This window comes from Cellulomonas fimi (genome assembly GCF_028527925.1).
Lineage (GTDB): Bacteria > Actinomycetota > Actinomycetes > Actinomycetales > Cellulomonadaceae > Cellulomonas > Cellulomonas fimi_C.
In genome coordinates, this window is record NZ_JAPESW010000017.1 from 47199 (window position 1) to 62605 (window position 15407).

A 15407-nucleotide genomic window follows, 5' to 3' on the forward strand; every position below is an offset into this window, starting at 1 on the left:
GATGATGTACGGGTGGCTGTGGCGTCACCTGCCGGGACCGTCCGTGGTCCGGGCGCTGATCCTGGCGGTCGCCGCGTTCCTCGTGCTCGCCGCGTGCTTCCTGTGGGTGTTCCCGGCGGTCGCGCCGTTCATGCCGTTCAACGAGACCACCGTGGGGGAGTGACGTGACCCGGATCCTGGTGATCGACAACTACGACTCGTTCGTCTACACGATCGTCGGCTACCTCAACCAGCTGGGTGCCGAGACGGTCGTCGTCCGCAACGACGCCGTCCCGCCGCTGTCCGAGCGCGGCGACTTCGACGGGGTGCTCGTGTCCCCCGGCCCGGGCACGCCCGCCGAGGCCGGTCAGAGCATGCAGGTGATCCGCGACTGCGCCGAGAGCGCGACGCCCATGCTCGGCGTGTGCCTCGGCCACCAGGCGCTCGGCGAGGTCTACGGCGGGACCGTGACCCACGCGCCCGAGCTCATGCACGGCAAGACGAGCGAGGTCGAGCACGACGGCGAGGGCGTCCTCGCGGGCCTGCCGACGCCGTTCACCGCGACCCGCTACCACTCGCTCGCCGTCGTCGACGGGACCGTGTCCGACGAGCTCGAGGTCACCGCGACCACGCACGGCATCATCATGGGCCTGCAGCACCGGACCCTCCCGCTGCACGGCGTGCAGTTCCACCCCGAGTCGGTGCTCACCGAGGGCGGCCACCGGCTGCTCGCGAACTGGCTGACCGTGTGCGGCGACGAGGAGGCCGTCGCGCGGTCGGAGGGCCTGCACCCGCTCGTCCGCCTCTGACGGCGGCACACGCACCACAGCGAAGGCCCCGCCCGTCCGGAGACGAGCGGGGCCTTCCGCATGCCGTGGCGCGCTACGGCTTGGGGGTCTGGGTCGGCTGGCCGTTGTTGTTGCCGCCGCCACCCGGGCCCTTCGAGACGTGCAGGTCGATCTGCTGACCCGGCTCGACCTCGGACCCGCCGTCGGGCTCGACGCGGATCACCTGGTTGACGGGCGACTCGGACTGCTCGTCGACGCGCCGCACGTTGGTCAGGCCCGCCTGGGCCAGCGCCTGCACGGCCTGGTCGTACGACATCCCGACCAGGTTCTCCGGCACGACCGGGTTCTCGGGTGCGATGGCGATCTCGATGTTGATCGTCGTGTCCTGCGGCACGAGCGAGCCTGCGGGCTTGTCCTGCGAGATGACCGTGTCCGGCGGCTGCTCGTTGGTCTCCCGCTCGCGCGAGTTGGCGTTGAGCGACGCGTCGTTGAGCAGCTGCTCGGCCTCGGCCCGCGTCTTGCCGGCCAGGTCGGGCACCTGCACGTTGCCGGACGACACGAACAGCTTCACCGGGCTGCCGGACGACGCCGACTCGCCCTCGGCGGGCTCGGTGCGCGTGACGCGGCCCTTGGGCTGCTTGGGGTCGTCCTCGGAGGTCCGGTTCGGGTCGACCGTGAGACCGGCGGCCTCGATCGCCGCGACGGCCTCCTGCTCGGTCATCCCGGCCAGGCCCGTCGGGACGGTCGTGGTCGCGGGGCCGGTCGAGAACGTGACGGTGACGTTGTCGAGCTTCTCGACGGGCGTGCCGGCGGCGGGGTCGGACTTGATCGCCTCGCCCTCGGGGACCGTGTCGGACGGTTCCTCCGCGGGCGTGAACTGCAGCTCCGCGTCCTCGATCTTCTTCTCGGCCTCCTCGCGCGTGAGCCCCACGACGTCGGGGACGGTGAGCTCCTCGGGGGCGTTGCTGCGCGAGTTCGCGACCAGCAGCGCGATGATGCCCGCGACCGCGAGGACCGCGATGCCGATGAGGACCCACATGAGCCACGGCTTGCGACCCTCGTCCTCGGGCTCCTCGGGGAGGCCCGCAGGCGTCGTCGGCTGCAGACCCGTCTGGGCCCACGGCGACGTCGGCGCCATGGCCTGCGTCGCCGCGACGGCCGGGGGCGCCATGACCTGCGTGGCCTCCGCCGCGGCGAGCGCGGCACCGGCCGCGACGGCACCGACGGCGGGCGCGCTGACCACGCCGCCGCGCAGGACGGCCTCGAGGTCGGCGCGGAACTCCGCGGCCGTCGAGTACCGCGCGTCGCGCTCCTTGGCGAGCGCCTTGGCCGTGATCCGGTCGAGCGCCTCGGGCACGTCGGACGCGAACTGCGACGGCGTGGGCGCGGTCTCGCGGACGTGCTGGTAGGCGACGGCGACGGGGGAGTCGCCGGTGAACGGCGGACGGCCCGTGAGCAGCTCGAACAGCAGGCAGCCCGTCGAGTAGAGGTCGGAGCGCGCGTCGACCTGCTCGCCGCGGGCCTGCTCGGGCGACAGGTACTGCGCGGTGCCGATGACGGCCTGCGTCTGCGTCATGGTCGCGGCGGAGTCGGCGACCGCGCGGGCGATGCCGAAGTCCATGACCTTGACCGCACCCGTCGGCGTGAGCATGACGTTCGCGGGCTTGATGTCCCGGTGCACGATGCCCGCGTGGTGCGAGTACTCGAGCGCGGACAGCACGCCCGCGGTGATCTCGACCGCCTCCTCGATGGGCACCGCGTGCCCGTCGCGCAGGATGCCGCGGACCGTGTGACCCTCGACGTACTCCATGACGATGAACGGCACGTGCGCGACGACGCCCGTCGGCTCGGTGAAGACGTCCTCGCCCGTGTCGTAGACCGCGACGATCGCCGGGTGGTTCAGGGCCGCGGCGGCCTGCGCCTCGCGCCGGAACCGGTTCTGGAAGGAGGGGTCGCGCGCGAGGTCCGAGCGCAGGATCTTGATCGCGACCGTGCGGCCGAGCCGGGTGTCGTGGCCGATGTGCACCTCGGCCATGCCACCGCGCCCGATGAGCTCGCCGACCTCGTACCGTCCGGCGAGGATCCGGGATCCGTCGTCCACCACTAGGCGTCCTTCACTTCCGTCGTCAGCGGGCGCGCGGGACCGTCACCGCGCCCGTCCACCGAGATCATCCCATCGGGACTGCCGCGACGAGGGTACTGACTGCCGTCGTCGCGTGGGGGCGTGCTGAGCGCGACGACGGCCCCGGGCGGTCCGTCGAGGGGTGCGGCCCTGGTCAGGCCGTTGGCGAGGGCCGCGCCGAGCAGCGCGACCAGGAGCAGCACGAGCGCGAGCAGCGGCCAGCGGAACCGCGAGAAGCGGCCGAGCCGCGGTCCGCTGGTCCGCAGCGAGGCGACGTTCACGTGCCGCGGCGTGCTCGACGCACGCGCGCGCGGCTCGTCGCGGCGGGTGCGACGCGGCGGGTACGTCGGCGGCGGCTCGTCCGACGCGGCACGTGCGGTGGTCACCGCCGTCGCGAACGTGTCGACCGGGCGCGAGATCTTCGAGACCAGGACCGGGACGCCGCTGGGCGGGGTGCGCGGCACGAGCTTGTCGAACAGCCCGGCGAGCTCCTCGCCCGACTGCGGACGCTGCGCGGGGTCCTTCGACAGCAGGCGCATGACGAGCGCGGCGAGGTGCTTGTCGACGCTCGACGGCAGCGGCGGCACCGCGTTGTTGACGTGCGCGACCGCGATGTCGACCGCCGTCGGCCCCGTGAAGGGGCGGTGCCCGACGAGCGCCTCGTACGCGACCACGCCGAGCGAGTACAGGTCGGACAGCGGCGTCGCGGCCTTGCCGACGGCCTGCTCGGGCGACAGGTACTGCGCGGTGCCCATGACCATGCCGGTCGCGGTCATGGTGATCTGGTTCTGCGCGAGCGAGACGCCGAAGTCGGTGATCTTCACGCGGCCGCCGCGGCCGAGCAGGATGTTGCCGGGCTTGACGTCGCGGTGCACGACGCCCGCCAGGTGCGCCGCGTGCAGGGCGCGTGCCGTCTGCGCGAGGATCGGCAGCAGCCGGCGCGGCGTGAGGACCGGCTCGCGCTCGAGCAGGTCGGACAGGGGCTCGCCGACGACGAGCTCCATCACGAGGAACGCGGACCCGTCCTGCTCGCCGTAGTCGAACAGCTGCGCGATCGACGGGTGGTGCAGCGACGCCGAGTTGCGCGCCTCGGTGCGGAAGCGCTCGAGGAAGCCGGGGTCGCCCGCGAACTCCTCCTTGAGCACCTTGACCGCGACGGGACGCGCGAGCGCGTCGTCGTGCGCCGCCCACACCTCGCCCATGCCGCCGGTCGCGATCGGCTTGATGAGCCGGTACCGGCCGTCGAGGGCCACGCCTGCCGCCGTCCTCACGATCCCAGCACCGCCTGGATGACGGCCTTCGCGATGGGCGCGGCCACGCGACCGCCCGTCGCCTCGTTGCCGGCGCTGCCGCCGTGCTCGACGATCACCGCGACCGCGACCCGAGGTGCGTCGGCGGGGGCGAACGCGGTGAACCACGCGTGGGGCGCCTGGTCGTCGCCGGTCTGGGCCGTGCCCGTCTTCCCGGCGACCTGCACCCCCGGGATCTGCGCGGCGGTGCCCGACCCGTCGGCGACCACGCCGACCATCATGTCGCGCAGCGCGGCGGCGGTCCCGGGCGACACGGCGGTCGACAGCAGCTCCGGCTCGGTCTCGTCGACGGTGTGCAGGTCGGCGGAGCGGACCGTCTGGACCAGGTACGGCGTCATGAGCCGGCCCTCGTTCGCGATCGCGGCCGACACCATCGCCATCTGGATGGGCGTCGCCCGGACGTCGCGCTGGCCGATCGCCGAGCCGGCCGTCTCGGGGGCGTCGAGGTCGTCGGGGAAGACCGAGGGCACGACGACGGTGGGGATGGTGAGCCCTTCGTTGAAGCCGAACCGCTCGGCCTGCGTGCGCAGCGCGTCGTCCCCGAGGTCGAGGCCGAGCTGCGCGAACGACGTGTTGCACGAGACGCGCAGCGCGTCCGCGAGCGTGATCGGGTCGGCGCCGCACCCGCCGCCGCCGAAGTTGCCGACCGTGGCCGTGGTCTGCGGCAGGTCGAGCACGACCGGCGCGGGCAGCGGCGACTGCGGCGTGTACGAGCCGCTCTCGAGGGCCGCCGCGGCCGTGACCAGCTTGAACGTCGACCCGGGCGGGTAGACCTCCTTGGTCGCGTTCGAGCGCAGCGGGTTGCCGTCGGCCGTCGACAGCGCCGAGAACGCCTCGCCGGCCGCCTTCGTGTCGTGCGTCGCCAGCAGGTTCGGGTCGAAGCCCGGCGTCGAGACGAGCGCGAGGATCTTGCCGGTCGCCGGCTCGATCGCGACGACGGCGCCCTGCTGGTCGCCGAGCCCGTCGCGCGCGGCCTGCTGCGCCGCCGGGAGCAGGGTCGTCTCGACCGCGGCGCCCTCGGGGCGGCGGCCCGTGAGCATGTCGCGCACGCGCGTGAAGAACAGCTGGTCACCGCGGCCCGTGAGCGCGTCGTTCGCGGCGAGCTCGAGCTCGGTGCGCCCGTTGACCACCGAGTAGAACCCGGTGACCGACGACCACAGGTCGCCGCCCGTGTACGAGCGCTGGTAGCCGAACGCGTCGTCCACGGGCGCCGACGACGCGACCGCCTCGCCCGCGACGACGATCGGGCCGCGCGCGTTGCCGAACTCGCGGTACAGCGTGCGGACGTTGCGCGGGTCGTTGTTGAGGGTGTCCGCCTGGACGTACTGGACCCACGTCGTGCCGCCCATGAGCACGACGAACATCACGAGGACCACCGTCGCGAGGCGGCGCAGGGGAGTGTTCACGACAGCCCCTCGATCCGCTCGGTGGGCTGGTCGCCGCCGGTCGGGCCGGCGCTGCCGCTGCCGTTCGCGCGGGCCCCCGACGCGACCGGCGTGCCGACCTCGGGCGTGAGGACCGCGCGCACGACGGGCGCGGGACGACGGGCCTCGTCGGAGATGCGCAGCAGCAGCGCCACGATCACCCAGTTCGCGACGAGCGACGAGCCGCCGTACGCGAGGAGCGGCGTCGTGAGGCCCGTCAGGGGGATCAGGCGGGTCACGCCGCCGACGACGACGAACGTCTGGAAGGCGACGACGAACGCGAGGCCGCCCGCGAGGAGCTTGCCGAACCCGTCGCGCACGCCGATCGCGGTCCGCAGGCCGCGCTCGGTGAGGATCGTGTAGCAGAGCAGCAGCGCGAGCAGGCCCGTGAGGCCGAGCTCCTCGCCGAGCGACGCGATGACGAAGTCCGACTCCGCGTACGGCACGAGGTCGGGCCGGCCCGCACCCCAGCCGGTCCCGAACAGGCCGCCGCTCGCGAGGCCGAACAGGCCGCGCACGAGCTGCCCCGAGCCGCCCGGGAAGCGGTCGAAGACCTCCTGGTCGAACGGGTGCAGCCACGCGTCGAAACGGGCCCCGACGTGCGGGAACGCGGTCGCGGCGACGACCGCGCCACCGACGAACAGCAGCAGGCCGATGACGACCCAGCTGAGCCGCTCGGTCGCGATGTAGAGCATCGCGACGAACAGGCCGAACAGCAGCAGGGACGTGCCGAGGTCGCGCTCGAGGACGAGCACCGCGAGCGAGGCGCCCCACACGATGAGGATCGGGCCGAGGTCGCGCGGACGCGGCAGCTGCAGGCCCAGCACCTTCGGGCCCGCCAGCGCGAGCGTGTCGCGGTGGGTCACCAGGTACCCCGCGAAGAAGACCGCCAGCGCGATCTTGGCGAACTCCGCGGGCTGCATGCCGACGCCGCCGAGCCGCACCCAGATCTGCGCGCCGTTGATCGACTGGCCGATGCCGGGTACCAGCGGGAGGACCACGAGCCCGAGCGCGACGATCATCGCGGTGTACGTGTAGCGGCGCAGCGTCCGGTGGTCGCGCAGCAGCACCAGCACGAGCGCCGCGAGGACCACCGAGATCGCCGTCCAGCCGAGCTGCCGCTCCGCGAACCCGGCCGCCTTGTCCCGCGCCTCGTACGCGATGTCGATGCGGTAGATCATCGCCAGGCCCACACCGTTGAGCGCGACCGCGACGGGCAGGATCACCGGGTCCGCGTACGGCGCACGCCAGCGCAGGACCAGGTGCAGCGCGACCGCGAGACCCGTCAGGCCCGCCGCGTAGCCGATGACGTCCGCCGGCACGCTGCCGTCGATGCCCAGGCCCACGAGGGCGTAGCCCGCCACCGCGATCGCGAGCGCCAGCACGAGCAGGCCGAGCTCGACGCCGCGCCCCGCCCGCACCTGGTGCGGCTGCACGGTCGCCATCACGTCCACCTCACGGGCTGGTCACCCCGGCAGCCGGGTCGACCGCGGGCGGCGTCGTCGGCTCGACGGCCGGCAGGAGGGGCGTCGCCGTGGCCGACGGGGTCGGCGTCGCCTTGTCGGCGTCGTCCTCCGCGTCCGCCTCGAGCATCCGCACGAGGTCGCGGGCGTCCTCGAGCGACGTCGCGTGGATCGTCTGCTCGACGCGTTCGCGCAGGTAGGCGGAGCCGAGGTCCTCCATCGACGTCCCCGACCGCTCGACCACGGTCGACAGCGCGACCGGGCCGAGCGTCTGCGGCAGGCCGCGCAGGATCACGACCTCCCCGTCGGAGTCCGCCACGTAGTACTGCGTCTGCGTCCACAGGTAGCCGAGCGCGAGCACCGCGACCGTCAGCACGCCCGCGATGGTCCAGACGACGCCCGCGCGCACCCGGCGGCCCCGCGCCGGTGCGTCGTCCTCGTCCTCGTCGTCGTCACCGACCGCGCCGACGGTCACGGGCAGCGACGGCGTGTCCGCCGGGTCGTCGTCCGTGTCGTCGGCGGGCTCCTGCGCCTTCTGCTTCCGTGCCGCCGACTGCGCGAGCGACGCCGCGCGCGCCGCCGGACCGTCCGCCGCCGACGTCGGCTCGTTGCGCGTCGTCGCCGCCGCACCCACGACCGTCGCGGCCGTCGTCGGACCCGCGCCGTCCGCCACGTCGTCGAGCTCGATGACGTCCGCCAGCACCACGGTCACGTTGTCGCCGCCGCCCGCTCGCAGGGCCAGCTGCACGAGCCGGTCCGCGCACGCGTCGACGTCCGCGATCGTGCGCAGCGTCTCCTCGATCGTGTCCGCGCTGACGAAGCCCGACAGGCCGTCGGAGCACAGCAGCCACCGGTCGCCCGGACGCGCCTCCCGGACCGACAGGTCCGGCGTGACCTCGGCGTCGAAGTCGCCCAGCACGCGCATGACGACCGAGCGCTGCGGGTGGTGCTCGGCCTCCTCGGGCGTGATCCGGCCGATGTCCACGAGGTGCTGCACGAACGTGTGGTCCGTCGTCACCTGCGTCAGCACGCCGTCGCGGAACAGGTACCCGCGCGAGTCGCCCAGGTGCACCATCGCGAGCTTGTTCCCCGCGCGGAGGATCGCGATGACCGTCGTCCCCATGCCCGCGAGGTCCGGGTCCGCGTCGACGCGCGCCAGCAGGTCGTCGCGCGCCGACTCCAGCGCCGCCTCGAGCTGGTCCAGCGCGTCGTCCGGGCCGTGCGACTCCCCGTCGAGCGGGGCGAACGCCGCGACCGCGACCGACGACGCCACGTCGCCCCCCGCGTGCCCGCCCATGCCGTCCGCGACCATGAGCAGGTGCGGACCCGCGTAGGCGGAGTCCTGGTTGTTCGTGCGCACGAGCCCGACGTCCGAGCGCGCCGCATACCTGAGGGCGACGGTCACCGGGTTACCTCTGCAGCTCGAGCACGCTCTGTCCCACGCGGACCGGTGTACCGGTCGGCAGGGGGATCGGTCCGTCGACGCGCTGGTCGGCCAGGAACGTCCCGTTCGTCGAGCCGAGGTCCTCCACGAACCACTGCCCGTCCTGCGGGAAGACGCGCGCGTGCCGGGAGGAGGAGTAGTCGTCGTCGAGGACCAGCGTGCACGACGGCGCGCGGCCGATGAGCACGGGCGCCGTGCCGAGCGGGACGATCGTGCCGCGCAGCGGGCCCTCCGTCACGACCAGCTTGCGCGGGCCCGAGCCGCTGCGCGCCGAGCGCGGGGTGCGCACGGGTGCCGGGGCCGGTGCGGCCGGTGCGGGAGCAGCCACGGCCTCGGCCGGCTGCGGGCGCGCGGGCGGAGCGGCCGCCGCACGGTTCGCCCGACGGCGGTCCGTGATGCGCGTGCCGTACAGGTCGCGGCGCAGCACGCTGATCGCCGACAGCACCAGCACCCACAGCAACGCGAGGTACCCCAGCCGCAGCAGGGTGATCGTCAGCTCACTCATGCGCCGGCGTCACTCGTCCAGGTCCGGCTCGCCGCCCGTCCAGAACAGGATCCGGGTGCGGCCGATCATGAGGGTGTTGCCGTCCACCAGCGTCGCCGCCGGGACGTGGTGCCCCTCCACGTACAGACCGTTCGTCGAGCCCATGTCGGACGCGATCACGCCGTCCGGCGTCACCCGGATCTCCAGGTGGCGGCGCGAGACGCCCGGGTCGTCCACGATGATGTCGGCCTCCGAGCCGCGGCCGATCACCGTCACCGGGCCCGTGAGGATGTAGCGCTGGTCGTCCACGATCAGCAGCGGGTGGCGCGACGTCGGCGCCGTCGCCGCAGCCGGCGCGACCGCGCCGCGCACCGTCGCGCTGTGCACCCGGAACCGACCCGTCTCGAGGTCCGCGTCCTCGCCGAACGACACCGTCACCGGCCCGACGAACGCGTACCGCTGGCTCGCGGCGTGCTCGGTGACGGTCGCGGCGAACTCGTCCGCCATCGCCTCCGCGCCCCACTCCTCCACGTGGTCGTAGTCGGCAGACGCGAGCTCGATCGTGAACTCGTTCGGCACCACCGTGCGGTCGCGTCCCACGACCGCCGCACGGTCGTCGAGCTCCCGGCGCAGCGCGCTCGCGAGCTCCACCGGCTTCAGCTCGCTGCGGAAGGCCTTGGCGAAAGCGTTGTTCACGACGCGCTCGACGCCGTTCTCGAACTTGTCGAGGAAGCCCACGCCCACCTCCCTTACCCGTGCTGTGCCGTGGCCGCGCCGATCGTCGGCGGCCGTCCTGGACGTTGATGGTATCCGTGCCGCGGCTGTCACGACCGGGTGAGGCGGGTGTTGTCGTGGGAGGACTCGGGGGAGGTCCCGTGCGGTGGTGCGTCGCGGGGTGCGTCGGCGGTGTTCCGCGGGGGTCGTACGGCCGTCGTCGCAGGTCATCCGGCCGAGTCGGGAACCAGGTCGACGCCGTGCTAATGTTCTCCGGCGCGCGCGAGTGGCGGAACGGCAGACGCGCTGGCTTCAGGTGCCAGTGTCCGAAAGGGCGTGGGGGTTCAAATCCCCCCTCGCGCACAGAGGGGTGGTTCCCGAAGGAGCCGCCCGAGCAGTACCGAAGCTCCCGGTCAGGGTTCCCTGGCCGGGAGCTTCGTCGTTCATCGGGTGCCTGCGGCGGGCCGGGGCTCGGTCTGCGGGCAGCGAGGAGCCCCGCCGAGCGGCTCGACGGGGCTCCTCGGCGGGTTTCCCGCTGCCCTCAGGGGTCGTCCGTGTGCGGCGTGGTGACGCCGGTCGGGCGGCTCGTCGCAGGGCTCCTTGCCGAGATCGACCTGCCAGGGGCCGGGTAGACGGTGGACGAGGTGCCGGCTGCCGCGGCGCGGAGCACCGGGATGACCCTCACGCGTCGTCCTGCTCAGGGAGAGATGCCCCTCGGCGGCGCAGCACGACGAGCGCCCCACCGACCAGGATCAGGGCGAGCGCGGTCGGGACGATCCAGGGGTCCGAGAAGCCCGTCGCGGGCAGCCTCCCGCCCCAGGCTGCGCCCGCGCGGGGCGTGCCGGTGCGCTGGGCGACCGTGGTCGTGCCGGAGCCTCCCGACGGACCGGCGGGGTCGGCGGGAGCCGGCGCTCCGGCGCCGGGGCCCGGCGGGTCGACCGGGCCGGGGTCCGGCGGGTCGGTCGGCTCGGGTGCGATCTGGACGATCGGGCCACCGCCCAGCCACGCCATGCTCTCCGCGCCCTCGGCGAAGGTGCCGACGGCGTCGCCGGCCCGGGCGGCCGGGGCGGCCAGCGGCACGCTCACCGCGTCGTAGAGGGAGGACTGCACGGTCGCCGGCAGGGTCGGGTGCTCCTGCTGGAACTGCTCCGCGGGCATCGCCTCACGCGGCGTGTCCGGGAGCGTCACGCCGCCGACGATGTCCATCCAGTACTCCATCTCCCCGAACGTCCACTCGTACCGGAAGAGGGGCGTGCTCAGCTGCTCGATGTACTCGTCGAAGACGTCCTGCGGGTCCCACGCCGTGCGCGCCGGCCACGCCGAGACGTCACCGGAGCCGATCACGTCGTGGAACGCGCCCGGACGCTCGGCGTCGCGCTCCTTCAGCCACTGCGCGGCCACCCGGGACGTGTACACGCGACGCAGGTCCGCGTACTCCGGGGCGGTGTTCACCCGCTGCTCGAGCAGCGGCGCGAACGTGTCGGCGATCCGCTGCGTGTTGCGGTCCACGATGTCCTGAGGCGCGTCCTCGCAGAGGTCCTCCTCCTGGCCCGGCGGGCGCCAGTCGATGTCCATCGGCTCGTACCGGGCCGCCAGGGGCGCGTCGAGGATGTACAGCTGGTCGCCGTCCTCGCGGACGGTCGCCGGCTTGGGCTCGACCCACATCCGGTACGACCCGTGGCAGATCAGGCCGTCGGAGGTGCGCTCCATCGAGTCCCAGAACGCCTTGCCGTGCTCCGTGGCCGGGTCCATGTACGTGTTCTGCGTCTCCTTGAACCGCAGGTCCGCCTGCAGCAGCACGCGCCCCGCGTCGGTGGTCGCGAACTGCGGGTCGATGATCGACTCCGGCGTGTCCGGGTTGAGGTTGACCCAGAACTGGCTCTGGTCGAGGGACAGCCAGGTGAACAGCGCGTCGGAGGACAGGTCGAGCGCGGCCTCGCCCCCGTACCCCGGCTCGGCCTCGCCGTCGTCCGGCAGCTCGGCTGCGGAGAAGGCGTACCCGAAGTCCTTGGTCTGCGGGTTGTCGGACACGTAGTGCAGCTCGAGCGACGTCCAGTCGATGCCGCCCGGTCGCCGCGGACCGAAGCCCTGGCGGCGCTGGTCGTTCGCGAAGTCGTCCGCGAGGCGCCGGGCCTCGCGCGCATCGGCGGCCGTCCGGCCCGAGCGCTGGGCGAGGTCCTTGGCGGCGCCGCCGGTCGGCCTGTTCGGGTCGGGGCTCATGGAGCTGTTGCCGGGGTTCGACGCCGGGTTCTGCAGGCGCGCGGTGGACTCCAGCACGACGTACCGCACGCCGTACTGGTTCATCAGCCGGACCTGCCCGGGCAGCGGCTCCTGGCTGAAGACGTAGTACACCCTCCAGCCCGACCCGCGCATCAGCGCCTGGTCGGCCCGCAGCTGGTCGAGCTTGAGCGGTGAGCCACCGGACTTGAGCTCGTAGGCGACCTGCCGGTTGCGGTTCACGGAGTCGTACCGGCGGTCGTACCCGAGGTTCTTCTCCTTCGCGAGCTGCGTGTCCTCGCACATCCAGTCCGGGCCGCCGAGCTTCAGGCGCCGCCCGACGTTGCGGTGGAAGCCGTCGCCCCGCGAGTCGTTGGCCATGTTCGGGATGTACGTGTTGCGCCAGCGCTCCCACTCCCACTCGCCGCCGCTGGTCGTGTACTCCTTCCAGCGCCGGAGCATGTGGTCCTCGGACCCGGCGGGGAAGTTCCTGTACTCGCCCTGCAGCGCGTCGAGCTCCGCACTGGTCGGCGCCGCACGGTTCCGGTACGCCTCGGCGGGGTTCTCGTACGTGTAGTCCGGGATCTTCTCCTTGTGCCCCGCCGGCACGTTCTTCCCGCCGGGCAGGTCGTCGTCACCCGCGATGCCGTCGATGCCGTCGATCAGCTCGTCGCACTGGATGTCGAAGCGGGGTGCGGCCTCCACCTCGCCGACCGGGACGAGCACGACCGTGACGGCGAGCGCGAGCCCGGCGGCGATGCCGAGCAGGTCCCGGAACCGGTCGCGGCGCCGTTCTGGGCGCAGCAAGTTGCGGCGTGACACGTCCATCTGGGGCCCCCTGAGACCAGCGCGACGCAAACCCCGTCAGGCTGTCGCAAACCGTGCAGAACGGTCAAGGTGTTACTGGGACCGCTTCCTCACGACCGGTGAGAGAGCGGTCCGGCGCCCGGCTCCCGCGGCCAGCAGCGGGCGCGCGCGGACCAGGGCGCTCAGCGACTTGCTGTCGGCGCGACACGGCCCGCGTCACGAGGTGCCCGTCGTCGCGGACCACCGGCCTTACGTTCGGCCACGCCCACGTCGTACGTCGCGCGCAAAGGACTACTGCCCGACGGCGTCGACCGGCACCATGTCCCTCGAGGCCTACAGCCAGGCATCCTTCGCCTACCTCTCTGGATGAAACCCGCCTGGTGGATCTCCTCACGTGGACCGGCGCCCGACGGGCGCCGGTCCCTCGTTCTCCGGCCGCGATCGTCGGCCCACCGTCGGAAGGAACACCGTGCACGCGCTCGACCGGATCGCGCTCGACCGCCTCGGGGTTCTCGCGGTGGCGGTCGGGCCGGTGTCACCCGCCTGCGTGAGCGTCGCGCTCATCGAGCTCGCCCGGGCCGGGGTGCGCATCACCAACCCCGGCGCCGCACGAGACCCGTTGGCCGACGTCGTCGCCGACGTCGTCACGCACGTGCGCGCCGCCCGCGGACAGCGTGGGACGTTCGCACCGCTCTTCAGCGGCTTCCCGGACAGGCTCCCCAGCTTCGACGACGTGCGCCTGCGCTCCGCCTTCGGCCTCTCGCGCCTCGCGGACGTCGCAGCGCCGACCGAGCAGCAGATCCGCGCGGCGTTCGACTTCAGCGACATCGGCTGGTGGCCCGCGTCGTCGATGCCTCAGGACGTCCCCGCGGCGCTGAGCGCTCGCCGGCGCCAGAAGCTCCTCAAGCCCGACTCCCGCGTCCAGTGGTTCGACGTGCGACTCGTCGACGCCGAGGAGCGCGACGACCTGCTGCGGGACTGGATGGTCACGACGCTCGCGTCGGCCGCGTCGCTGCGCGTCGACGTCCTGGACGACCTCCGCGTCCTCGTCGCCGCGCTGGGGACGGCGCACGTCGACATCGCCACCGTCCGGTTCCGCGAGCTGCGCACGCTGCTGGTGCGCGCCGTCTGGGACGCCGACCTGTCCGCCGTCCCGACGCTCGGCCTGACGCCCGACGACCTGCTGCGCCTGTTCGCCGACCTGACAGGGGGCGACGTGTCGCTGACAGCGACCATCCGCTACCCGCGCCTGACCCGCGCGCAGCGGCGCACGGTCGTGGCGGTGCTCGAAGCCAGCGACCGCCTGTCGGACGTCTTCCGTCGCCGCTCGATGTGGCTGGCGGTCGCCCGCGGCCTGCACCTGGCCGAGCACGACGCACCGCGGACGCAGGAGGTCTTCGGACGACTTCGTGTCACGAAGCACGACACGACGAGCCTCGGCTCACGTGTCGAGCGGCTCCTCGGCCCGGACTACGCAGCGGCGGTGCAGGTCCTCGGCGCCGAGGCGCCCGGCGTGCTCGTGCGCTCGCTGCGGCGCCTGGCAGCGCTCGCCGACGGTGACGGCGATCGCGTCGAGGCACTTGCCGCTGCCCTGAAGCTCGCCGTGCCGCGGGTGCCGGTGCGAGTCCTGCTCGGAGCGCAGGCCCAGGTCCGGGACAACGGTGCGACCTACCCCCGCGTCGCCTTCGCCAAGTCCGGCGCGGTCCTGACGATCGACGGACCCCAGGGGCACCTGCGGGTCGCGGACGACCTCTCCGCGCGTCTGGTCGTCGTGCTCGGCGACGGCATCCACACCCAGCTCGCAGCGAAGGACTCGTGGGCCGGGCGCACCGTGCACGTGGACCGGACGACCCGCGACATCCTCGTCCCGGACGGGCTGCGGAGCGGGGCCGGCGGCCTCATCCAGGTCGAGCGCGGCTCGGCGCTGTCCGTGGGCGACGCACAGGCCCTGCGGTTGTTCGTCCACTGGAAGCACGCGGACAGCGACCTCGACCTGTCCGCGATCGCCCTCGACGCCGACCTTGGGGTCGTCGACCAGGTCTCCTGGACCCACCTGCGCGGAGGCGCCATGGTGCACTCCGGCGACGTCACGTCGGCACCGGCGGGGGCGCAGGAGTTCATCGACATCGACCTGAGGGCCGTGCAGACCTTCGTGCGCGACCGCGGGTGGCGGTTCGTCGCGCCTGTCGTCTTCCGCTACAGCGGGGTCACGTTCGACCAGCTCGAGGAGGTCGCCGCCGGGTGGATGCTGCGTGACGAGGTCTCCTCCGAGCACGTGACGTTCGACCCCGCGTCGGTCGCGAACGCCTTCCCGCTCACCGGGGGGAAGCGCAGCGCCGTGCCGTTCGTCCTGGACCTCACCACTGGGCGCCTCGTGTACGTCGACGCGTACCTGCGCGGCGCCCCGCGCGCACGCGTCGAGCAGGACGCCGGCAACATCTCCTTCCTGGCGCGTGCCGTCATCGCCCGACGCGCGATCAAGGCGACGATGGCCGACCTGGCGTACCTCAACGTCGCCGCACGCGGGGGAGTGCTCGTCGACGACGCCGCCTCCGCCGACCTCAGCATCGGGCCGGGGCCTGACTTCACCTACGACGTGCTGCGGCCGCAGGCCGTGCTGGCCGACCTGCTGTAGACCGAGACCGCGCAGCCGCC

The 15407-nt window shown here is 73.2% G+C and carries 11 protein-coding genes and 1 tRNA gene; 4 read left to right on the forward strand and 8 right to left on the reverse strand.

Features of this window, described 5'->3' with window-relative positions; translation table 11 throughout:
- The first annotated feature begins 4 nt into the window (after positions 1 to 4).
- Positions 5 to 163 (forward strand): hypothetical protein, encoded by a 159-nt coding sequence (locus OMK64_RS10035; RefSeq protein WP_168676678.1) that lies wholly within the window; start codon positions 5 to 7, stop codon positions 161 to 163.
- Between the two features lies 1 nt (position 164).
- Entirely contained in the window at positions 165 to 788 is a 624-nt protein-coding gene (locus OMK64_RS10040) for an aminodeoxychorismate/anthranilate synthase component II (protein WP_272727968.1), read from the forward strand.
- 73 nt (positions 789 to 861) lie between these two features.
- On the opposite strand, the gene pknB is transcribed toward OMK64_RS10040, so the two are convergent.
- The 7 genes from pknB to OMK64_RS10075 are packed head-to-tail and all read right to left on the reverse strand — an operon-like array spanning position 862 to position 9752.
- Positions 862 to 2871, reverse strand: a complete 2010-nt coding sequence (gene pknB / locus OMK64_RS10045; protein ID WP_272727970.1) for a Stk1 family PASTA domain-containing Ser/Thr kinase — start codon at positions 2869 to 2871, stop codon at positions 862 to 864.
- Positions 2871 to 4160, reverse strand: coding sequence for a serine/threonine-protein kinase (locus tag OMK64_RS10050; RefSeq protein ID WP_272727973.1), 1290 nt, complete (start codon positions 4158 to 4160; stop codon positions 2871 to 2873). Before OMK64_RS10050 ends, pknB begins: the two co-directional genes overlap by 1 nt.
- Positions 4157 to 5605, reverse strand: coding sequence for a peptidoglycan D,D-transpeptidase FtsI family protein (locus OMK64_RS10055; protein ID WP_272727976.1), 1449 nt, complete (start codon positions 5603 to 5605; stop codon positions 4157 to 4159). Before OMK64_RS10055 ends, OMK64_RS10050 begins: the two co-directional genes overlap by 4 nt.
- Positions 5602 to 7068: an FtsW/RodA/SpoVE family cell cycle protein gene (locus OMK64_RS10060; protein WP_272727978.1), complete on the reverse strand. Its 1467-nt coding sequence runs from the start codon at positions 7066 to 7068 to the stop codon at positions 5602 to 5604. Before OMK64_RS10060 ends, OMK64_RS10055 begins: the two co-directional genes overlap by 4 nt.
- Positions 7069 to 7078: 10 nt before the next feature.
- Positions 7079 to 8491 carry a PP2C family protein-serine/threonine phosphatase gene (locus OMK64_RS10065; protein WP_272727980.1) on the reverse strand — a complete coding sequence of 471 codons (1413 nt, stop codon included), beginning with the start codon at positions 8489 to 8491 and terminating at the stop codon, positions 7079 to 7081.
- A gap of 4 nt (positions 8492 to 8495) precedes the next feature.
- Positions 8496 to 9035 carry an FHA domain-containing protein FhaB/FipA gene (locus tag OMK64_RS10070; protein WP_272727982.1) on the reverse strand — a complete coding sequence of 180 codons (540 nt, stop codon included), beginning with the start codon at positions 9033 to 9035 and terminating at the stop codon, positions 8496 to 8498.
- 9 nt (positions 9036 to 9044) lie between these two features.
- A complete protein-coding gene (locus OMK64_RS10075; RefSeq protein ID WP_162353513.1) occupies positions 9045 to 9752 on the reverse strand; it encodes an FHA domain-containing protein in 708 nt (235 codons plus the stop codon).
- A gap of 256 nt (positions 9753 to 10008) precedes the next feature.
- Here OMK64_RS10075 and OMK64_RS10080 point away from each other — a divergent pair.
- Positions 10009 to 10091, forward strand: a tRNA-Leu gene (locus OMK64_RS10080).
- 318 nt (positions 10092 to 10409) lie between these two features.
- On the opposite strand, the gene OMK64_RS10085 is transcribed toward OMK64_RS10080, so the two are convergent.
- Positions 10410 to 12773, reverse strand: a complete 2364-nt coding sequence (locus OMK64_RS10085) for an LPXTG cell wall anchor domain-containing protein (RefSeq protein WP_272727986.1) — start codon at positions 12771 to 12773, stop codon at positions 10410 to 10412.
- 448 nt (positions 12774 to 13221) lie between these two features.
- Here OMK64_RS10085 and OMK64_RS10090 point away from each other — a divergent pair, with 448 nt between their 5' ends.
- Positions 13222 to 15387, forward strand: coding sequence for a TerD family protein (locus tag OMK64_RS10090; RefSeq protein ID WP_272727988.1), 2166 nt, complete (start codon positions 13222 to 13224; stop codon positions 15385 to 15387).
- The last annotated feature ends 20 nt before the right edge of the window (positions 15388 to 15407 follow it).